This is a genomic window from Pseudomonas sp. B21-031 (assembly GCF_024748985.1).
In the GTDB taxonomy this organism is placed as follows: Bacteria; Pseudomonadota; Gammaproteobacteria; order Pseudomonadales; family Pseudomonadaceae; genus Aquipseudomonas; species Aquipseudomonas kermanshahensis.
In genome coordinates this window covers 3,926,517-3,946,959 of sequence record NZ_CP087181.1, presented here as the reverse complement: position 1 = coordinate 3,946,959, position 20,443 = coordinate 3,926,517, and the positions used below count along the sequence as shown (strand labels likewise).

17 protein-coding genes are annotated in these 20,443 nt (G+C 63.7%); 8 read left to right on the top strand and 9 right to left on the bottom strand.

Annotated elements, in window-relative coordinates; genetic code table 11:
* Positions 1 to 31 precede the first annotated feature (31 nt).
* The 9 genes from LOY53_RS17585 to LOY53_RS17545 all read right to left on the bottom strand — a co-directional run bounded on the left by LOY53_RS17585 (position 32) and on the right by LOY53_RS17545 (position 13,745).
* Positions 32 to 1,108 (bottom strand): autotransporter outer membrane beta-barrel domain-containing protein, encoded by a 1,077-nt coding sequence (locus LOY53_RS17585; protein ID WP_252825100.1) that lies wholly within the window; start codon positions 1,106 to 1,108, stop codon positions 32 to 34.
* A gap of 317 nt (positions 1,109 to 1,425) precedes the next feature.
* Positions 1,426 to 2,220, bottom strand: coding sequence for an endonuclease/exonuclease/phosphatase family protein (locus LOY53_RS17580; protein ID WP_258703076.1), 795 nt, complete (start codon positions 2,218 to 2,220; stop codon positions 1,426 to 1,428).
* A gap of 64 nt (positions 2,221 to 2,284) precedes the next feature.
* Entirely contained in the window at positions 2,285 to 4,438 is a 2,154-nt protein-coding gene (glgX, locus tag LOY53_RS17575; RefSeq protein WP_085272612.1) for a glycogen debranching protein GlgX, read from the bottom strand.
* Positions 4,439 to 4,597: 159 nt separating this feature from the next.
* Positions 4,598 to 4,864, bottom strand: coding sequence for a DUF2934 domain-containing protein (locus LOY53_RS17570; RefSeq protein WP_258703075.1), 267 nt, complete (start codon positions 4,862 to 4,864; stop codon positions 4,598 to 4,600).
* A 14-nt stretch (positions 4,865 to 4,878) separates the two neighbouring features.
* Positions 4,879 to 7,653 (bottom strand): malto-oligosyltrehalose synthase, encoded by a 2,775-nt coding sequence (locus LOY53_RS17565; RefSeq protein WP_252825096.1) that lies wholly within the window; start codon positions 7,651 to 7,653, stop codon positions 4,879 to 4,881.
* Positions 7,650 to 9,719 (bottom strand): 4-alpha-glucanotransferase, encoded by a 2,070-nt coding sequence (malQ, locus tag LOY53_RS17560; protein WP_252825094.1) that lies wholly within the window; start codon positions 9,717 to 9,719, stop codon positions 7,650 to 7,652. The genes LOY53_RS17565 and malQ overlap by 4 nt, the downstream gene beginning before the upstream one ends.
* Positions 9,716 to 11,458: a malto-oligosyltrehalose trehalohydrolase gene (gene treZ / locus LOY53_RS17555; RefSeq protein ID WP_258703074.1), complete on the bottom strand. Its 1,743-nt coding sequence runs from the start codon at positions 11,456 to 11,458 to the stop codon at positions 9,716 to 9,718. The genes malQ and treZ overlap by 4 nt, the downstream gene beginning before the upstream one ends.
* 14 nt (positions 11,459 to 11,472) lie before the next feature.
* Positions 11,473 to 13,032: a glycogen synthase GlgA gene (glgA, locus tag LOY53_RS17550; protein ID WP_099454759.1), complete on the bottom strand. Its 1,560-nt coding sequence runs from the start codon at positions 13,030 to 13,032 to the stop codon at positions 11,473 to 11,475.
* A gap of 545 nt (positions 13,033 to 13,577) precedes the next feature.
* Positions 13,578 to 13,745, bottom strand: coding sequence for a DUF6026 family protein (locus LOY53_RS17545; protein WP_252825089.1), 168 nt, complete (start codon positions 13,743 to 13,745; stop codon positions 13,578 to 13,580).
* A gap of 180 nt (positions 13,746 to 13,925) precedes the next feature.
* Between LOY53_RS17545 and gnd the strand changes: the two genes are divergently transcribed.
* The 8 genes from gnd to LOY53_RS17505 all read left to right on the top strand — a co-directional run bounded on the left by gnd (position 13,926) and on the right by LOY53_RS17505 (position 20,425).
* Positions 13,926 to 14,933: a phosphogluconate dehydrogenase (NAD(+)-dependent, decarboxylating) gene (gnd, locus tag LOY53_RS17540; RefSeq protein WP_338110232.1), complete on the top strand. Its 1,008-nt coding sequence runs from the start codon at positions 13,926 to 13,928 to the stop codon at positions 14,931 to 14,933.
* Positions 14,930 to 16,435 carry a glucose-6-phosphate dehydrogenase gene (zwf, locus tag LOY53_RS17535; protein WP_099454758.1) on the top strand — a complete coding sequence of 502 codons (1,506 nt, stop codon included), beginning with the start codon at positions 14,930 to 14,932 and terminating at the stop codon, positions 16,433 to 16,435. The genes gnd and zwf overlap by 4 nt, the downstream gene beginning before the upstream one ends.
* Before the next feature lie 47 nt (positions 16,436 to 16,482).
* The gene (locus LOY53_RS17530; RefSeq protein WP_258703073.1) at positions 16,483 to 18,279 is read left to right on the top strand and encodes a glycoside hydrolase family 15 protein; all 1,797 of its coding nucleotides are present in this window, start codon (positions 16,483 to 16,485) and stop codon (positions 18,277 to 18,279) included.
* A gap of 127 nt (positions 18,280 to 18,406) precedes the next feature.
* Complete coding sequence (locus LOY53_RS17525; protein WP_099454756.1) at positions 18,407 to 18,685, top strand: type II toxin-antitoxin system RelE/ParE family toxin; 279 nt, start codon at positions 18,407 to 18,409, stop codon at positions 18,683 to 18,685.
* A gap of 15 nt (positions 18,686 to 18,700) precedes the next feature.
* On the top strand, positions 18,701 to 18,988 hold the full coding sequence (locus LOY53_RS17520; RefSeq protein WP_099428796.1) for a HigA family addiction module antitoxin: 288 nt from the start codon (positions 18,701 to 18,703) through the stop codon (positions 18,986 to 18,988).
* Positions 18,989 to 19,050: 62 nt separating this feature from the next.
* Positions 19,051 to 19,407: a VOC family protein gene (locus LOY53_RS17515; RefSeq protein ID WP_252825086.1), complete on the top strand. Its 357-nt coding sequence runs from the start codon at positions 19,051 to 19,053 to the stop codon at positions 19,405 to 19,407.
* Positions 19,407 to 20,027, top strand: coding sequence for a TetR/AcrR family transcriptional regulator (locus LOY53_RS17510; RefSeq protein ID WP_027592763.1), 621 nt, complete (start codon positions 19,407 to 19,409; stop codon positions 20,025 to 20,027). Before LOY53_RS17515 ends, LOY53_RS17510 begins: the two co-directional genes overlap by 1 nt.
* Before the next feature lie 2 nt (positions 20,028 to 20,029).
* A complete protein-coding gene (locus tag LOY53_RS17505) occupies positions 20,030 to 20,425 on the top strand; it encodes a DUF4440 domain-containing protein (RefSeq protein ID WP_252825084.1) in 396 nt (131 codons plus the stop codon).
* Positions 20,426 to 20,443 lie beyond the last annotated feature (18 nt).

Sequence of the window (20,443 nt, the reverse complement as noted above, 5' to 3'; positions counted from 1 at the left end):
CCGCATGCGCAGCACAAGGGCTACAGGCCGGCTACCACCGCATCCGCACCCCGAGGCTGCCGATCAGCCCATTGAGGTCATTGTCATCCACATCGCTGCTGTAATCCGCACTCACGAACAGCGCCACATTCGGCGTCACTCGGGCCACCAGGCCCAACCCTAATTCCACGGTGGTCGAGTACCGCGAGCTGGAGATCTTGTCGACCTGGTCCAGCTTCACCTCTTCAGCATTGCTGAAGTCATACCAGACGTTGGTGCGTACATAGGGTTCGATGGGCATGCCGCGCACTTCGTAGCGCCCGGACAATTTGGCACCGACCCGGCCGCTCCAGCTGGGCTGGCTGTCGAACGCCTGCAGCGTCTCTTCCTGCACGCGGCTGCCGGGGAAAAACTGTTGGTTGATCAACTGCGCCTGTGGCTCGATCACCCAACCGCCGCCCAAGCCGATCGGGAAGCCGCCTTCCAGGGAGAAGGTCATGGCATGGCCGCTGTCGTCCAGGCGCTGGCCGCTTTCGCCACGGCCATTGATGTCGATGCGCGAACCCATGGCCACGGCATCCAGGTGCCAGCCCCGTTCATGGGTCATGCTCCAGTACACCCCCAGGCTCTCGCCACTCAGGTTCACCGCATTGCGTTGCTTGTCGCCCAGCAGCGGGCGAATGCCGTTGAAGCTGCTTTGCAGGTTGTTGTGGCCGAAAAAAATCCCCGCGCGGTGCACATTGCCTGCGCCGGTCTCGCGCAGGAACAGGTCTGGGCCAACCAGCAGTTGCTGGCTGGGGGCTTCGAGCTGGTCAGGCGGTTGTGCACCGGTGCGCGTGGCACCTGGGAAAAACTGCGACCACTGGCTGGCGACCAGGTCCGGTGCCGCCTGCCCGTGGCGTTCGGTCATTTTTTCTGAGAATGCGTTCAATGTGCCGAGGCTCACGCCGCTGGCGCTGACCGGGTCGAGCGATAGCTGCGGCATCGCCGGTTGCTGCAGGAAGCTGGGGGAGGTTGGGTCGTCCTGCAGTTCGAACGCGAAAGTTTCCACTGGGGTTGCCAGAAGCAGCGACGTGGAAACCGCGTAGAAAATGCTGTCGAAGCGCAAGGGATTCGAGGTTCTTTTCATGGCGGATCTCCGTTTATTTTTGTGGTACAGCCCAAGGACCTGGCCTGTTGTCACGAGCTGTACGGCAAAAACAGTGGGCGACCCAAACCAGCACGCCTGCTTTCGCAAACGCGCACGAGGGCGCGAGCTAGAGGCCCGGCGCGAGATCTTTACGACTAGATAATGTTCAGCTAAGGAGAGGGAGCGGCTTGCGTCAAGAAAGCGTGAAGGTTGTGTTCATTGCACATGATTTGGTTCAAGTGGCTGATTTGTTGAGTTAAATAGTCGGGTATAGCAAGGTTCGCTATTTGCCGCTGCTTGGCTATGAAGAATGATTGCTACAGCTTGACCTCGACCGACAATGGCAGATGGTCGGAGAGGTGCGTCCAAGGTTTGTGCCCCAGAATCTGCGGCGCATGGCTTTGCGCATTGCGCAGGTAGATGCGGTCCAGGCGCAGCAGCGGCATACGCGCTGGGTAGGTACGTGCGAGGTGGCCGTGGTGGCGTTCGAACGCTTCGTGCAGGTCGTTGCGCAGGCCCAGGGTGCGATTGCCGCGCAGCTTCCAGTCGTTGAAGTCGCCAGCGATGATTACGGGTGCACCCTCGGGCAGTGACTCGAGCAGCCTGCGCAGCAACTGCAGTTGCTGTTGGCGATGGCTCTCCAGCAACGATAAGTGCACGCAGATGGCATGCACCTGATGCGGGCCAGGCACGTCGAGCACGCAATGCAGCAAGCCACGGCGCTCGGGGCCGGTGATCGACACGTCGAGGTTGCGGTGTTCGATGATCGGGTATTTCGACAGCAGGGCGTTGCCGTGGTGGCCGTCGGGGTATACGGCATTGCGGCCGTAGGCGAAGTCGCTCCACATGCTGTCAGCGAGAAATTCGTACTGGGAGGTCTGCGGCCAGCCGGGGTAGCGTGCGGCGTAGCGATCGTGGCTGCCGAGCACCTCCTGCAAGAACACGATGTCGGCCTGGGTACTGCGCACCGCTTCGCGCAGTTCCGGCAGGATGAAGCGCCGGTTGAAGGCCGTGAAGCCCTTGTGGGTGTTGACTGTCAGCACCCGCAGCCGGTGCACGGCTGGGGCCTGGTCAACAGTGGCGAAACCTGGGTTGCTGGCTTCGAGCTTCACAGGGGCTCCCACAAGGTCATCATCGGGGCGGTTTAATGCTAGGACCTGCCTGGGGTAGGTGGGTTCACTCTTCCTCGTGCTGCAACACCATCAACAACATCGAGCGCCCCTTCACCTCGAAGGTACTCTCGAACTGCAAGTGCTGGCCCTTGCGCAGTTCTGGCCGATCCGTGTCGACCAGGCAGCTCCAGTAGTCCCCTTCAGGCACCGCCGGCAGCTGGAACGGCACGGTGTCGTGGTGGGCATTGACGATCAGCAGCACCGTCGCCTCTGCGCCCGGCCGGGCAATGCCGCTGACCTGTGCACGCCCGTCGATCAACATGCCCAGGCAGCGGCCATGGGGGTCTTCCCACTGCTCGACGCTCATCTCGCTGCCATCCGGCGCCAGCCAGGTGACATCCTTGACCCCGATTGCCTCGTTGTAGTCGCCGACCAAAAAGCGTGAGCGGCGCAGCACCGGGTAGGCCAGGCGCAGCCGGGTCAGGCGCTTGACGAAGGCCAGCAGCGCGGTGCCGTCTTCGTCCAGGTCCCAGTTGACCCAGCCGATCTCGCTGTCCTGGCAATAGGCGTTGTTGTTGCCATGCTGGGTGCGGCTGAACTCGTCGCCAGCGACAATCATCGGCGTGCCCTGGGCGAACAGCAGGGTGGCGAAGAAGTTGCGCATCTGGCGCATGCGCAGGGCATTGATTTCAGGGTCCTCGGTAGGCCCTTCAGCGCCGCAGTTCCAAGACAGGTTGTTGTCGGTGCCATCCTGGTTATTCTCGTCGTTGTCCTCGTTGTGCTTGCCGTTGTACGACACCAGGTCGCGCAACGTGAAGCCATCGTGGGCGGTGACGAAGTTGACCGAGGCATAGGGGCGCCGGCCACGGTTGTTGAACATGTCGCCTGACGCGGTCATGCGCGAGGCGAAGTCGGCCAACTGGCCTTCGTCACCTTTCCAGAATGCCCGCACGGTGTCGCGGAAGCGGTCATTCCACTCTGCCCAGCCCGGCGCGAAGTTACCCACCTGATAGCCGCCAGGGCCGCAGTCCCACGGTTCGGCAATCAGTTTGACCTGGCTCAGCATCGGGTCCTGGCGGCACGCGACGAGGAAGCCGTGGCGTTCGCTGTAGCCGTCGTGGTAGCGGCCGAGGATGGTGGCCAGGTCGAAGCGGAAGCCATCCACATGCATCTCGCCGGCCCAGTAGCGCAGCGAGTCTGTGACCAGTTGCAGCACGCACGGGTGGCTCAGGTCCAGGGTATTGCCGGTGCCGGAGTCGTTGATGTAGTAACGCTTGTCGTCGGGCATCAGCCGGTAGTAGGAGGCGTTGTCGATGCCGCGCATGGACAGCGTCGGGCCCCGCTCGTTGCCCTCGGCGGTGTGGTTGTAGACCACATCCAGGATCACCTCCAGCCCGGCGTCATGCAGGTGCGCGACCATCTCCTTGAACTCGGCGATCTTGCCGCTGGCGAGGTAACGGGGGTGTGGTGCGAAGAAGGCGATGCTGTTGTAGCCCCAGTAATTGTTCAGGCCTTTGTCCAGCAGGTGCTGGTCGTTGACGAAGGCATGGATCGGCAGCAGCTCGATACTGGAAACGCCCAGCTCTTTGATGTGCTTGAGCAGCTCGTCGTTGGCCAGGCCCGCGAAGGTGCCGCGCAGTTCTTCCGGCACCGCCGGGTGGCGCATGCTGATGCCGCGGGTGTGGGCTTCGTAGAGGATGGTGCGCTCCCAGGGCACCTGCACACGCTGATCGCGGCCCCAGGTGAAGGCCGGGTCGATGACTTTGCATTTGGGCACGAAGGGCGCGCTGTCGCGTTCATCGAACGACAGGTCGCCGTCAGGGTGGCCGATGGTGTAGCCGAACAGTGCCTCGGACCATTTCAGGCTGCCGACCAATTGTTTGGCGTACGGGTCGATCAGCAGCTTGTTGGGGTTGAAACGGTGGCCGTTCTCGGGCTCGTAGGGGCCGTAGACGCGGTAGCCGTAGACCAGCCCCGGGTGCGCATCGGGCAGGTAGCCGTGGTAGATCTCGTCGGTGTATTCCGGCAGCTCGATGCGTTCGATTTCCTGCTCGCCGGTGGAGTCGAACAGGCACAGCTCGACCTTGGTGGCGTTGGCCGAGAACAGGGCGAAGTTGACCCCAAGCCCGTCCCAGGTGGCGCCGAGGGGGAAGGGCATGCCTTCGCGAATGCGCGAGGGGGCGACCGAGCGGGTTTTTTTCGGGGTACGGGGGCTCATGGCAGTCCTCGAGTGACCGTGGTGGAAGGGGGCTTTGGTTCTGTGTGGTTCTGTGCTGGCCTCTTCGCGGGCAAGCCCGCTCCCACAGGACCACCACTACACATCAGGCTGTTATGGTCCTGTGGGAGCGGGTTTACCCGCGAAGAGGCCGGTGCAGGTTTAACCGGCAGAGGGCTTTTTCACCGCTCTGGGCTTTTTCGCAGCGGCTGGTTTTACCCCAGGCAACGCGGCCACCTTGGGCTCGGCGGGGGCCTTCGGCTTGGCCGCGGCTTTCTTACGCGGTGCTGCCTTGGGGGCAAGTGCTTCAGCTTCGGCAAGCTTGCGCGCCATCTCCCAGTGGCGTTCCTCCTCACCCACAGGCTTACCTTCCGATTCCCAGATCTGGTAGGCAAATTCACGAATACGTTTCTCATCGACACTCATCATGACGCTCCTGATGCTCAAGATTGTTGTATCAACACATTGACCGGAAATTCCGACAGTACGGCGCTCAACAGCAGCTCCTTTGTAGGGCTGACCGCGGCACTGGGGAAAAGTCCCGTCGAGTTGGCAGGCGACAAGGCAAACGGCAGTATCAGCCGGGTGTCGTCCCAGTTATGTGCCGGGATCAACGGTGTAGGGGCGCCGCCGAGCAGGCTGCTGGCCAGGCGTGGCGCAATGACAATGGCGCGTTCGTCGTCACCCAGGCGGGCAAACGCCAGCACCTTGTCGGCATGCCTGCCTTGCACGGTCAGCGGCAGGTAGGCGCCACGCCGGAACAGCTCAGCATGCGCCTGGCGGCAGTCCAGCACCCGCGCGATCAAGGCCTGTTTAATGCGGCCGTCGCGCCAGTGCGCCAGCAGCTCGGCGGGGGCTGTGGCGTCGTCCAGGGTGCGGCGCCTGAGCGCGTAATCGACGGGGCGGCGGTTGTCCGGGTCGACCAGGCTGAAGTCCCAGTATTCGTTACCCTGGTACAGGTCGGGCACGCCGGGCACGGTCATGCGCAACAGCGCCTGGACCAACCCATTGAGTGCGCCAGGGCAGGCGATGAGCTGGGCGGCATCGGCCACGGACTTGCGCAACTGCTGGTTCTCGTCATCCAGCAGAAGGCCGTCGATGTAGCTGGCGCAGGCGGCCTCGTAGGCTTCGTTCGGGGCATTCCAGCTGCTGCGCAACTTGGCTTCACGCAGGGCCTTCTGTTGCCATTGCCGCAGGCGCTCGGCGTACTGGCGCAGGGCGCCGTTATCGTGCGTGTCCAGGTTTAGCGGCCAACTGCCCAGCAACGTCTGCAGCAGCATCAGCTCATCGCCAGGGCTGGGGGCCAGGCCGTCATCCAGTTGCGCCCGCAGCGGCGCCGCCAACTCGCGCCAATGCTCCACCCGGCTGGCCAGCCACGGGCCGCGTTCGCTGAGCACGGCCAGGCGGGCGCGGGTGTCTTCGCCGCGCTTGTGGTCGTGGGTGGCGGTGGCCAGCAGGTTGTCGGGGAAGTCGCGCAGGCGCCGTTGGGCTTCGTTGTGGAACACTTCGCTGCCTGCGCTGAAACGCTCGGCCTCGAAGCCCACATCGTTGCGCGACAGCAACCGGGCGCTGCGGTAGAACGCGGTGTCTTCCACCGCCTTGGCGGCGCTGGGCGCGGTCAATTGCTGGAAGCGCACACAGGCATGGCGCAAGTGCTTGCGTGGCCGGCCAGGCGGCAGGCGGCGCCAGGGCTGGCCACCGAGCCACTGTTCGAGCTGGTCGAGCAGCGGCCAGTCCGCCTCGCTGAGGTCTTGGCGGGCATTGGCCAGGGCTTGCTGGAAGAAGGCTTCATCCTCGGCAGGGCGGCCGCAGGCGTTGAAGTAGGTGCGGTACACCGGGTAGTGCGCGACCAGCGCCTGCAACGCCCGGCGGATCGCGCCCAGGGTCAGGTCACGCGTCATCAGGTCGTCGCGGGCCACCTGCAGCAAGGCCTGGGCCACCGATTCGCAGTCACCGGCCAGGCTGGCATTGAGCACCAGGTGGCGTGCCAGGCGCACTTCCTCGGGGAAGTCTGGGCGCTCGCTGACGTTGGCCCACAGTTCGGTCAATGGCGCCTCGCCGGCCGGGTCATGCTGCAACAGCGAGACCTGGTTCATGAACTCGTAGCCGGTGGTGCCGTCGGTAAGCCAGTCCTGGTGCAGGTGCTCGTCGGCGCCGAGGATTTTTTCCACGTAGAGGGGGAAGTGTTCCAGCGCCGCGTTCAGTGGCCGCCGCGCCAACAGGCTGTCGACCCGGCGGCGCAGTTTGCGGCAATAGCCGCGGGGGTCGGCCAGGCCGTCGATATGGTCGATGCGCAGGCCATCCACCAGGCCGCGCTCGATCAGCTCGAACAGCTTGGCGTGGGTGGCCTCGAACACCGCTGCGCGCTCGACCCGCAGGCCGCCCAGCTCGTTGATGTCGAAGAAGCGCCGCCAGTTGATGTCGTCGGCGGCGGTACGCCAGCTGGCCAGGCGATAGGTCTGGCGTTCAAGCAGCAGGTGCAGGCGTTTGAGGCCGGCCTCGCTGCGGCTATCGAACGCGATCAGCGCCGATTCGAGGTCGGCGCCGTCGTTTACCAGGCGCGCCAGCTCAGCCTGCAAGGGCAGGGCATCGTTCAGCGGTTGGGCACTGTCGCTCAGCGCGGTGAAATGCGCAGCCAACGCCTGCAAGGCCGGCTCAGGGCTTTGCGCAAGGATCCAGCCATAGTCGATTGGGCAGATCGGGAAGCGATGGTCGTAATGGGCAACTTCCAGCACGCCGTGCTGCTTGTCGAAGGTCAGCGGGATCTCGCCTTGCTTCAAGGCCGCGCCGTAGTCGCTGCCGAGGAAGGGCAGCAGTAATTGGCCGGCCAGCAGCGGGTCGCTGGAGTGCCACTGAATGTCGAAAAACTCCGCATACGGGCTGCGCCGGCCCCAGGCCAGCAGGCTTTGCCACCAGGGGTTGTCGGCACCGCCCACAGCCATGTGGTTGGACACAGTGTCGAGGATCAGCCCCATGCCGTGCTGGCGCAGGGCGGCGACCAGACGCTGCAGGGCCGCCTCGCCGCCGAGCTCCGGGTTGACCTGGGTCGGGTCGACCACATCGTAGCCATGGCGTGAGCCGGCGCGGGCTTTGAGGATCGGCGAGGCATACAGGTGGCTGATGCCCAACTGGGCGAAGTACGGCACCAGCGGCACCGCGTGGTCAAGGGTGAAGTCGCTGTGAAATTGCAGGCGTAAGGTCGCGGTCAGGGGTTTCATCGGTCACGCTCCCAGGCTTGTTCGCGGGCCTGGGCCAGCAGTTCCAGGCGCCGTGCGGCGTCTTCATCGTCGAGCAGTTCGCGCACCGGCAGGGCAAAGCGTCGGCGCCAGTTGGGGTGGCCTGCGGTGGTGCCAGGCAGGTTGGGTTGCTCGTCGCAGCCCAGCAGGTCTTCGAGGGGCACCAGTACCAGCGGGGCGCGGGTGTGGCCGACGTAGCGGATGGCGGCGTCGATCACGGCGTCGTTATCGGGTAGCGGGCCGTAATTGGCCTCCAGGGTGCGACGCAGGCCGTTGTGTTCTTTCTGCCGGTCGTGGCGCCAGTGCAGTTCGGTGGCGGCATCGATCAAGTGCAGGCGATGGCACCAGTCGATGTCACGGTTTTCCAACCAGCCGGCCAGCGGCGCCAGGTCATGGGTGCCGGTGGTGGCCAGGGCGCTGTCGGGCCAGTCGAGAATGGCCTTGAAGTGGCCAGGTTGGGTCTGCTCGAAAGGCAGCACGCGCATGCCCAGCACGGCCTTGTCGGCCAGCTGTTCGCGCAGGCCTTCGGGCACGGTACCAAGGTCTTCGCCGAGGATGACCGCCTGGTGCCGAACCGATTCCAGCGCCAGCAGACGCAGCAGGTCGTCGAGCGGGTAGTTCAGGTAAGCGCCTTCGCTGGGTTTGGCGCCACGCGGGATCAACCACAGCCGGCGCAGGCCCATGACGTGGTCGATGCGCAGGCCGCCGGCGTGGGCGAGGTTGGCCCGCAGCATCTCGATGAACGCGCGGTAGCCGTTGCGTTTAAGGCCTTCGGGCGAGAACGCGCAAATGCCCCAGTCCTGCCCCGAACGGTTGAGAATGTCGGGCGGCGCGCCGACTTTTAGGTTGGCCAGCAACTCGTCCTGGCGGCTCCAGGCCTGGCTGCCGGCGCCGTCGGCACCCACCGCCAGGTCGGCGATCAGGCCGACCGACATGCCATTGCCTCGTGCGGCCTCTTGGGCGCGTTGCAGGCTACGTTCGGTCAACCACTGGCAAAAGGCGTGGAACTCGACCTTGGCCGGGTAGGCGCTGGCGAAGGCCTCGACTTCGGGGTGGTAAGGGTCGTGCCAGGCGCGGGGCCAATTGCGCCAGTCGGCGCCCAGGCCATGCTCCACCGCTTGCGCTTGCAACACTTCGAAGCGGCAATGGTGTTCCAGGGCTTGGCCGGCGGCCGTGCGGTAGCTGTCGAAGTCCTTGCGCAGCGGGTGGTCGCCCTGGCTGAAGTCCTGGTACAGGGCTTCGAGCAGGCGCAGACGAGCGGCAGCGGCGCGCGGCCAGTCGACCAGTGGCTGCTGCTCCAGGTCTTCGAGCACCTGTTCCAAGCCGCAGGCTTCGATCGCCATGCGCACGGCGCGCTCGCCGAACAGGGCAGCCGGGCTGGCATAGAGGGTATTGAGCAACAGGCGGCTGGACGGCGAGTAGGGGCTGTAGTGCTCCTGGTCGATGGCTGACAGCGCGTGAATCGGGCTGATCGCCAAGGCATCGGCGCCGCGCTCGGCGGCGGTGCGCGCCAGTTGTTCCAGTGCCAGGCAGTCGCCATAGCCACCATCGCCAGTGCGCCGCAGGCTGTACAACTGCACGGCCAGGCCCCAACAGCGTGGGGGTGGTTGCGCCACGCTGTCGGCCAGGCTGTAGCAGCGTGAAGGCGCCACGGCCACGGTGCAGGTGCGGCCGTCGATCGCCAGTGCGTGGTAGCCGAGGGGCAGCTCGGCAGGCAGGCGCCCCTGGTTGTCCAGGGTGAGGGTGCGCTGGCTGTTGTCTTCCAATGTGCAACGCACGGTGCTGTTGGCGCTGAAGTAGCGGCCCAGCGCCAGGGGTTGGCCAAGCTCAACGGTCAACAAGGGCGGCAGGTGTTCGCTGTCTTCGGCGGCCTCCACGGCGCGCAGGCTGGCTTGGATGGCGTTTTCGTCGGCGGCGGGGTGGCCCAGGCCTTCGAGGACATTGCGCAGTACGTCATCGCTGACTTGCTGCGGCCGGGCATTGGCATCGATCCAGTCGCGGCTAAGCCCGACGCGGGCCGCCAAACGGTGCAGGGCGGTTTCGCTCATGGGCGCTCCTGGCCAGGGGGAAGCAGGCTGACCACGCAGCTGTACGCGGCCAGGGACGTATCGGGGTGGCGGGTGTCACTGCTGTCGAACAGCCGGCTTTCGGCGGGCGGCAGCGCGACGGCTTGGGGGCTTGCGGCCAGGTTGAGGTCAATGCGCAAGGTGTTGCCGTCGCCCAGCTGCCAGCGCGCGGTCAGCGCTTTGTCGCCGTGCACGTCAGCGCCCAACGCGCGGCTGCCCGGCAAGTGCGGGATGACGTGGCGGCGGCGCAAGTCGAGCAACTGGTGATAGAGGCCATGCCAACCGGCAATGACGTCCGTGTTTTGCGGCCGTGACGAAGCGAAGGTTTGCGCGGCATTGGGGTCGGGGATGCGTTCACGCTGCTCGGGGTCGGCGAACGCGGCGAAGTGGGCGAACTCACCGCGCCGGCCTTCGCGCACCGCATCGGCCAGTTCGTCATGGAAGTCGGTAAAGAACAGGAAGGGGCTGCAACTGCCATCATCCTCGCCCATGAACAACAACGGGATCATTGGCGCCAGCAGCAACAGGCCGGTGGCTGCCCGCAACGCCTGCGGCGGGCAGAGGCGGGTCAGGCGCTCACCCAGTGCGCGATTGCCGATTTGGTCGTGGTTTTGCAAGAACAGCACGAATGCGCTGGGCTCAAGATGCCCGCTTGGCTCGCCACGCGGTGTGCCATGGCGGTTGGCCTGGCCCTGGAACACGAAGCCTTCCGACAGGCAGCGGGCCAACTGGTCGATGGGGCGCTGTTTGTAGTCGGCGTAGTAGCCTTCGGTCTCGCCGGTGAGCAGCACGTGCAGGGCGTTGTGGCCGTCGTCGTTCCACTGGGCATCGAAACCCTGCTCCAGCAAAAAGGCTTGGTTGTGCTCGTTCTCCAGCACCAGCCAGATATGCCGGCCGGGCGCCACGGCAGCACGCACCCGTTGCGCCAGCTCGACCAGAAAGTCCGGCTGGTCGATGGCATGCACCGCATCCAGGCGCAGGCCGTCGCAGCGGTAGTCGCACAGCCACATCAGGGCGTTTTGGATGAAAAACTCCCGCACTTCTGCGCGGCGGAAGTCGATCGCCGCGCCCCAAGGCGTTTGCCGGTCTTCGCGAAAGAACGGGCTGGCGTACTGGTGCAGGTAATTACCCTCCGGGCCGAAGTGGTTGTAGACCACGTCCACCAGCACCATCAGCCCTTCGCCGTGTGCCTTGTCGACCAGCGCGCACAGCTGCTGCGGGCTGCCGTAGGTGTTTTGCGGCGCGAACGGCAGCACGCCGTCATAACCCCAATTGCGTTCGCCCGGGAACTGCCCCAACGGCATCAGCTCGATGGCGCTGATGCCGATTTCGGCCAGGCGCGGCAACTGCCGGGCAACCCCGGTGTAACCGTCCAGCACGCCGACGTGCAATTCCTGGATGACGGCCTCATGCCACGGTCGGCCCTGCCAGGGGTGTTGCCAGGCATAGCTGGCAACATCCACCACTTCGCTGGGCCCTTGCACCCCTTCGGGCTGGTAGCGCGACGCGGGGTCGGCGACCCGCAATGTGCCGTCGACCCGGTAACGATACCGATCACCGGCCTGACACGGGGCAACGCCTGTGTACCAGCCATCATTGTCGGGCAGCAGTTCTACAGCAGGCTGCTGCTCCAGTTCCACGCTCACGCTGCGCGCATCCGGCGCCCAGAGGGCGAAGCGCGCCGACGTGGCGTCCAGCAAGTGTGCGCCATGCCTGTGCATCTTCGGTTCTCCGCTCAGTAATGGCTGACCTGTGCCTGCTTGACCAAGTCCTCGTAAAGGCGGGCGTAGGGTTCCACCGCCTGGCACCAGTTGAACGGTTGGGTCATCGACAGGCAGCGCATGGCGTTGAGCAGGTCTTTCTTGCCGTAGACATAGAAGGCGCGGCTGAGCGCCTCGCGGTAGCTCTCGATGGTCGATTCGTTGAACAGAAAGCCGGTGACACCGCACTCGATGGTATCGGCCAGGCCACCGGTATTACGCGCCACCGGCAGCGAACCGAAGCGCTGCGCGTACATCTGGCTGAGGCCGCACGGCTCATAGCGCGAGGGCATCAGCAGGAAATCACTGCCGGCGAACATGCGCCGGGCGTCGGTTTCGTTGAAGCCGATGCGCACGCCGATGCGGCCTGGGTGACGCAGCGCCAGTTCGCGCATGGCCTGTTCTTCTTCCGGCTCGCCACGGCCGATGATCGCGATCTGCCCGCCTTGCTCGACGATGTAGTCGGCCACGCCCAGGGTCAGGTCCAGGCCTTTCTGGTAGACCAGGCGCGAAACCACGGCAAACAACGGCCCTTCGGAAGGTTCCAGCTCGAACAGCTGGCGCACCGCTTCGGCGTTACGCGCCTTGCCGGCCCAGTCGTTGATGCTGAAGTTGTGTTGCAGGTGTTTGTCGGTGGCCGAATCCCAGCTTTCGTCAATGCCGTTGGGGATGCCGCCCAGCAGGCCTTGCTGGGCCTTGGCCGAGAGGAAACCATCCAGGCCGCAGCCAAACTCCGGTGTGGTGATTTCCCGGGCATAGGTGGCGCTGACCGTGGTGATGTGGCTGGAGTAGGCCAGGCCCGCCTTGAGGAACGACAGCTTGCCGTAGAACTCCATGCCTTCCTGCTGCATGGCATGCTCGGGGATTGCCAGTTCCGGGCTGCAGCCACGGCTATAAACGCCCTGGTAGGCCAGGTTGTGAATAGTGAACAGGGTCGGCGTATTCAGCCCGCGCCAATGCATGTAGGCCGGGGCCAGGCCGGCGGGCCAGTCGTGGGCGTGAACCACTTCGGGCTTCCAGTGGATCATGCCTTCGCCTGCGGCAATTTCGGCGGCGGCCAGGCCCAGGCGGGCGAAGCGGATGTGGTTATCGGGCCAGTCGCGACCATTGTTGGCACCATAGGGAGTGCCGTCACGCTGGTACAACTCAGGGCAGATCAACACATAGATGACCAGGCCGTCGGCCAGGTCCATACGCCCGATCTTGCACGGCGGCAGCGCCGCATGGCCGCCCAGTTCGCCGACAATGTGAATCGGGTTGTCGCTTTCCATCACCTGGCGGTAGCCGGGGATCAGTACCCGTACATCATGCAAATGCGCCAAGGCGCGGGGCAGGGCAGCGGAAACATCGCCCAGGCCGCCGGTCTTGACCAGGTCGGCGATCTCCGAGGTGACGAACAGAATCTTGCGTTTGTTTGGGTTGTGCTGGCGCTGGGCGCCGGGTGCCTTGCCTGTCGTGGCGAAATCCGGGGTAAGCGGCTCGCGGTTGTCCGGGTTGAATGAATCTACGTGAGGCTCGACAGCGGCACTGATCATACTTCTCTCCGTCCCTATGCTTGGCCGGGTGCTGGCACCCGTGGTGTTATCTCGTGTTGGTTCTCTCTAATACAAAACTGTGTAGTGCTATCCATGCCCCTGAGTCGTGCGCACAGGCTCAACGCGATCAGCATTCCGGCCGACGGCGATTGGACTGATTGGGGTTGGCGGGCCCTGGCTGGGGAAGCCCCCTTTGCACGTGCCCTACTTAATTCCTGACCCACCGCCGTTTGTGAAAGTTCGACTTTTCTACGTCACTCTTCCTCTGAGCAAATGGCGGGCCGAAAGCTGAGTGTAGGAGAGAAGAAGTAAAAAAGGTGACCCACTGGTCACTTTCGTTATGGCTGATTTAGACGCAAACGTTGGCGAATGTGACCGGATGTGAACACGGGTGATCAAGGGTGGGGCACGGGGCTTTCGACATGCATCATTGGGTCGCGCAAGGCAAACGAGTGCGCCATTTTGGTGCGTGCTAACGGAGGTTTAGAGAGGGGGTGGTGTAGCAGCGTGGGAGCTATTCAGCTCCCACTGGAGGAGGGGGTGAATCAGAGCGTGACGACGTTCTCGCCGCCGCGTGCTTGCTCGAGCATTCTGTGCAACTGAGCGACCTGCTGGCGGAGTTGGTCACGTTCGTCTTTCAATTTGCGCAGCTCATCACGGCGCACGGACACATAGAGGGTCTGGGTTGGAGCAGCAGGCATCAAAGTACCCATGAACACACCTCGCGGTTTTGGCTGGTGACAGATAAAGCGTAGTCGCTTCACGCGGGGCGCATTCTGAATTCTTTCACCGCCCGTGGGAACTTTTTTGTTTATCGTGGTCTTGCCGTTCGTCGCTGAACCCTTCGGCGGTACGCTGGACTAATCTGAAACGCTGAACTGTAGTCGTCATCTATTTCGCAAAGGGAGCATCGGCTCATGCAACTGGGAATCGTCGGGCTGGGCCGCATGGGCGGCAATATTGCAAGGCGCCTGATGCGCGCCGGCCACCGCACCGTGGTGCACGACCGCAACCGTGACGCCATCGTGGGGCTGGAGGGCGAGGGCGCCCAAGGTGCGCACGACCTCGGTGCACTGGTACAGAAGCTCAAGGCACCGCGCGCGGTGTGGGTGATGCTGCCGGCCGGGGAGCCAACCGAGCAGACCATCGCCCAACTGGCCGAGCTGCTGGAACCGGGCGATGCGATCATCGACGGTGGCAACACTTTCTATAAAGATGACATGCGCCGTGCTGGCGAATTGGCCAAGCGCGGCCTGCATTACCTGGATGTCGGTACCTCGGGTGGCGTGTGGGGGCTGGACCGTGGCTACTGCATGATGATCGGTGGCGAAAAGGACGTGTTCGAACGCCTGGAGCCGCTGTTCAAGGCGTTGGCCCCCGGCGTTGGTGACATCCCGCGTACCCATGGCCGCGAGGGTGAGCACCAGCGCGCTGAGCATGGCTACATTCACGCAGGCCCGCCCGGCGCCGGTCACTACGTGAAAATGGTTCACAACGGCATCGAATACGGCCTGATGCAGGCCTACGCCGAAGGCTTCGATTTGCTGCGCAGCAAAGGCGGCAACGAGTTGCCGGAAGAGCAGCGTTTTGACCTCAACGTGGCCGAAATCGCTGAGGTCTGGCGTCGCGGCAGTGTGGTCACCTCCTGGCTGCTCGACCTCACCGCTGACGCCTTGGTGGCCGACCCGCAGTTGGCGCAGTTCAGTGGTTCGGTGTCGGACAGTGGCGAAGGGCGTTGGACCATCGACGCCGCCGTTGAGCAAGCCGTGCCAGTGCCCGTGCTGTCCAGCGCGCTGTTTGCCCGCTTCCGTTCGCGCCAGCAGCAGGGTACTTACGGTGACAAGATCCTCTCGGCCATGCGCCTGGGCTTCGGTGGCCATGTCGAGAAGAAAGGCGAATGACTAAACAGACGATCCCTGCCGCACCGCCTTGTACCTTGTTTCTGTTTGGCGCCAATGGCGACCTGGTCAAGCGCCTGCTGATGCCGGCGCTGTACAACCTTAGCCGCGACGGGTTGCTGGACCGCAACCTGCGCATTGTCGGTGTCGACCACAACGCGGCCACTGCCGAAGCGTTCGCCGACCGTCTGCACGCCTTTATGCTCGAGCGGGACAAGGGCAGTGAGGGTGGCGCCAAGTGCCTGGACGAGAAGCTCTGGGCGCGCCTGGCCAAACAGCTCGACTACCAGACCGGCGACTTCCTGGACCCGACCACTTACCAGGCCATCGCCAAGCGCATTGACGCGACCCGGCATGGCAACGCAATTTTCTACCTGGCGACATCCCCGCGCTTCTTCCCCGAAGTGGCCCAACGCCTGGGCCAGGCCGGTTTGCTCGACGAGTCCGGCGGGGGCTTCCGTCGGGTCGTGGTGGAGAAACCTTTCGGGACCGACCTTGCCAGCGCCGAGGCGCTCAACGCCTGTTTGCTGAAGGTGATGGGCGAGCGGCAGATCTACCGCATCGACCATTACCTGGGTAAAGAGACGGTGCAGAACATCCTGGTCAGCCGCTTCTCCAACGGCCTGTTCGAGTCGTTCTGGAACAACCACTACATCGATCATGTGCAAATTACCGCCGCCGAGACCGTTGGCGTCGAGACCCGGGGTGCGTTCTATGACAACACCGGGGCCCTGCGCGACATGGTCCCCAACCACTTGTTCCAGCTGTTGGCGATGGTCGCCATGGAGCCACCGGCCGCCTTTGGCGCTGATGCGGTGCGTGGCGAAAAAGCCAAGGTGATCGGCGCTATTCGCCCGTGGTCGACGAAGATGGCGCTGAAGAACTCCGTGCGTGGTCAGTACAGCGCTGGCAAGCAGGGGCGCAAGCGCTTGGCCGGTTACCGCCAGGAGGCCAACGTAGCGGAAAACAGCCAGACCGAAACCTACGTGGCGCTGAAGGTGATGATCGACAACTGGCGCTGGGCCGGCGTGCCGTTCTACCTGCGTACCGGCAAGCGCATGAGCGTACGCGACACCGAGATCGCCATCTGCTTCAAGCCTGCGCCGTATGCGCAGTTTCGCGAATCGGAGCTGGAACGGCCCAAGCCCAACTACCTGAAAATCCAGATCCAGCCCAATGAGGGCATGTGGTTCGACTTGCAGGCCAAGCGCCCAGGGCCGGAGCTGGTGATGGAGAACGTCGAGCTGGGCTTTGCCTACAAGGACTTCTTCAAGATGACCCCGGCGACGGGCTACGAGACGCTGATCTACGACTGCTTGACCGGCGATCAGACGTTGTTCCAGCGCGCCGACAACATCGAGAACGGCTGGCGCGCGGTGCAGCCGTTTCTCGATGCCTGGGCCAAGGAAGGGGAAGTGCATGAGTACCCGGCGGGTGAGGATGGGCCCGAGGCAGGCAATGAACTGCTGACCCGGGACAAGCGGGAATGGCACCGCCTGGGGTGACCTGATCAAACGGTATTGCCTGTGCCGGCTCAACGAAAGGAGACCCAATGCCCGCAGCTATCGAAGACTACGCCCTGCTCGGCAATTGCCGCAGCGCCGCCCTGGTCAGCCGGGATGGCTCGCTCGACTGGCTGTGCCTACCCCGCTTCGACGCCCCAGCGGTATTCGCAGCGCTGCTAGGCAACGAAGAAAACGGCCGTTGGCGCCTGGCCCCCTGCGACCCGGTCGAACACACCAGCCGGCAATACCTGGAAGACACCCTGGTGCTGGAGACCACCTGGGTCACCGCCTCAGGCCGGGCCCGCGTGTTGGACTTGATGCCTTTGGGCGAGGTCAACTCGGTCATCCGCATCGTCGAAGGCCTTGCTGGCGAAACCAACTTCGAAATGGACCTGGTGATGCGTTTCGACTACGGCCGCAGCGTGCCGTGGGTGGAACGGCTCGCGCCCTTGACCCTCAGCGCCGTCGCCGGCCCAGACCGGCTGATCCTCAGCAGCACCGTGCCCCCGCATGCCCGCGACCACCACACCGTTGCACGTTTTCGCGTGCGTGCCGGTGAACGCCAGGTCTTCAGCCTGCGCCACCAGCCCTCGCACCTGCCTGTTCAGCCCGATTGCGATGTCGACACCGCGCTGGGGCAAACCATCGACCAATGGCAGGCTTTTGCCGCCCGCTGCCCGGAGGTCGGCCCTTATACCGCCCTGGTGCGTCGTTCGCTGCTCACGCTCAAGGCGATGACCTACGCGCCCACCGGCGGGATCGTTGCCGCGGTTACCACGTCGCTGCCCGAACGTATCGGCGGTGAACGCAACTGGGACTACCGCTTCTGCTGGCTGCGTGACGCCACCATGACCTTGTTGGCGTTCATGAACCTTGGCTACTTCGACGAAGCCCAGGCCTGGCGTGAATGGTTGCTGCGTTCGGTCGCCGGCAACCCCGAGCAGATGCAGATCATGTACGGCCTGGCCGGCGAGCGCGACCTGCAGGAATACACCTTGCCGTGGTTGGCCGGTTACGAGCACTCGCAGCCGGTGCGGGTGGGCAACGCGGCGTCGGGGCAGCGGCAGCTGGATATCTACGGCGAGCTGGCCGATGCCATGAGCCAGGCAATCAAAGGCGGTTTGCCCCGCCACCCACGCAGCGCCGCGATTGCCCGGTTGATCCTGCCGTATGTCGAGCGCATCTGGCGCGAGCCCGATGAAGGGATCTGGGAAGTGCGCGGCGGCAGGCAGCATTTCGTGCACTCCAAGGTGATGGCCTGGGTGGCATTCGACCGCGCCGCAGGCTTGGCTGACACCACCGAAGAAGACCGCGCACGCGGGCGACATTACCGCCAGGTGGCGGATGAGATCCATCGGGAAGTGTGTGAGAACGGGCTGGACCCCAGCGGCACATTTTTCGTGCAGGCCTATGGCGCCAACGAGTTGGACGCCAGCCTGCTGCACATCGCCTTGACCGGTTTTTTGCCTGCGGATGACCCTCGTTTTCTGCGCACCCTGCAGGAAATCGAGCAGCGACTGCTGAAAAATGGCTTGCTGTTGCGCTATGACACCGACAGCTGCAGCGATGGCCTGACCCCGGGCGAGGGCACCTTCCTGGTGTGTTCGTTCTGGCTCGCCGACGTCTATGTCCTACTGGGCCGGCAAGCGCAGGCGCAAGCCTTGTACGAACGGCTGAGCGGCCTGTGCAACGACCTCGGTTTGCTGGCGGAACAGTACGACCCGGCCGGCAAGCGAATGTTGGGCAACTTCCCACAGGCGTTCAGCCATATCGGCATCATCAACACGGCACTGAACCTGCACCGTGCGCAGTGCCCGGCGCGGGACCGGGCGCGGTGTGGATAGTGTGCTACCTGCATGTGTTCTGGTCTCAATCAGTGTGTGACGCATGACGTCACATATGATACTTTGCCATGTGTGATGTATAGGGTCACGCTATGCCTGTCTCCCAAATGGACGCGGCGAGCTACCCATGATCATCAGTTTTCGACACAAGGGATTGAGAATTCTTCATGAAACAGGCAACACCCGAGGGATCCAGGCCACTCATGCCAATCGCTTGAAGCGTCAGTTGCAGTTCCTCGACCGGGCCATGACTGCGCAGGATTTGAGCCTGCCGGGATGGCAGTTGCACCCACTAAAGGGTGAGTTATCGGGCTTCTGGTCAGTCAGTGTTTCGGGTAACTGGCGGCTGATTTTTCGTTTTGTGGGTTCGGATGTCGAACTGGTTGATTACCTTGATTATCACTGAACAGGAGGGCTGATCATGCCTTTGCACAATCCGCCACACCCCGGCGAAACCTTGCGTGAGGACGTTCTGCCGGCGTTGGGCCTGACGGTGAAAGCCTTTGCGTCGCACCTGGGGTTCTCGCGTGAAGCGCTTTCTCGGGTGTTGCATGGCCGTGCCGCAATGTCTCCAGACCTCGCATTACGCCTGGAAATGGCCGGTATCAGTACGGCCAGGCTCTGGCTTGCCATCCAGGCCGATTACGACATTTGGCAAGCGCGTCACCGTCAGCAGCCCGTGGTCACGCGATTGTTCCAGGCTGCCTGATTCGATTGGGCGAAACGACCGGAGTAGACTGGGGCAATTACCTCTCTCAGCAAGGACTATGCATGAGCGTTCGTGGCCACGATCGGCAGATCGACAACATCGAATTCAACGTCGGCGATATCGCACGGAGCAAGGCTTTTTACGGCAGCGTGTTCGGCTGGCGTTTCACCGATTACGGGCCCAGTTACACGGAGTTCAGCGATGGTCGCCTGACCGGGGGCTTTACCACGGGTGAGCCGGTGCGCCCGGGTGGCCCGCTGGTCATCCTGTATGCGGACGATCTGCAGGCAACGCAGCAGCGGATCGAGGCGGCGGGGGCGGTGATCAGCCGGGCGACGTTTGCGTTCCCGGGGGGCCGCCGGTTCCATTTCGTGGACCCGGACGGCTATGAACTGGCGGTGTGGACGGCCCAACCTTAATGGCCAACCACAAGATCGAGATCCGTCGGCGCAATATCGAGAAGATTCTTCAGGCAGCAGAAAAGGTATTCGCCGAAAAAGGCTACGGCGCTACCTCCATGGGCGATATCGCCGAACAGGCTGAGTTGCCGCGCTCCAACCTGCATTACTACTTCAGTACCAAGGACGAACTGTTCCGCGCGGTGCTGCAGGACCTGCTGGACGTGTGGAAGCAGGACGCGCTGTGCTTCGAAAATTTCGATGACCCGCGGGTGGTGCTCACCAGTTACATCCGGGCCAAGATGGGCCACTCGCGCTCGCGCTCGCTGGGTTCCAAGATCTGGGCTGAAGAAATGCTGCACGGGGCGCCTGTGCTGGGTGTGAGCCTGGACGAAAGCCTCGTGCCGTGGGCAAAGCTGAAGGAGGCCAAGATCCGCCGTTGGGTGGAAGAGGGGCGCATCCTGCCGGTGGAGCCTTCTGCACTGCTGTACATGATTTGGGCATCGACCCAGCACTATGCGGACTTCGGTTATCAGGTGGCGTTGCTCAATGGCGGCGAGGCGTTGTCGGACAGGGCGTTTGAAAACGCGGTGCAGACGGTGACCAGTGTCATCCTGCGCGGCATTGGGTTGGAACCTTGAATATGACCTTGAGTGAACGGGCTGTACGCAGCATCCACGATGTACATGATCTGATCCATGCCGTATTCACCCGGCCCGCTGCGCAGACCGAGGCACTTCGCAGCGAGTTGATGGCGGTGTTTGCCGACAACTTCAGTATGGTCACCACGATGGGCGCGATTGTTGATCGCCAGCAGGTGGGGCAGTTGTTCGAGCGGGGGAGCGGCGCCCGGCCAGGGCTGGAAATCGAGGTCAGCGACGTGCAGGTAGTGTGGCAGGCGGGTGCGAGTGTGGCGGTGCGCTACAAGGAGACCCACCGCTTGCAGGGGCAGGAGACTGCGCGGTATTCGTTGGCGATTGTTGAGTGTGGCGAGCAGCGGGTGGTGTGGGTGTACCTGCATGAGACGGCGGTGGTTTGACCAGAGTTGGGGCCGCGC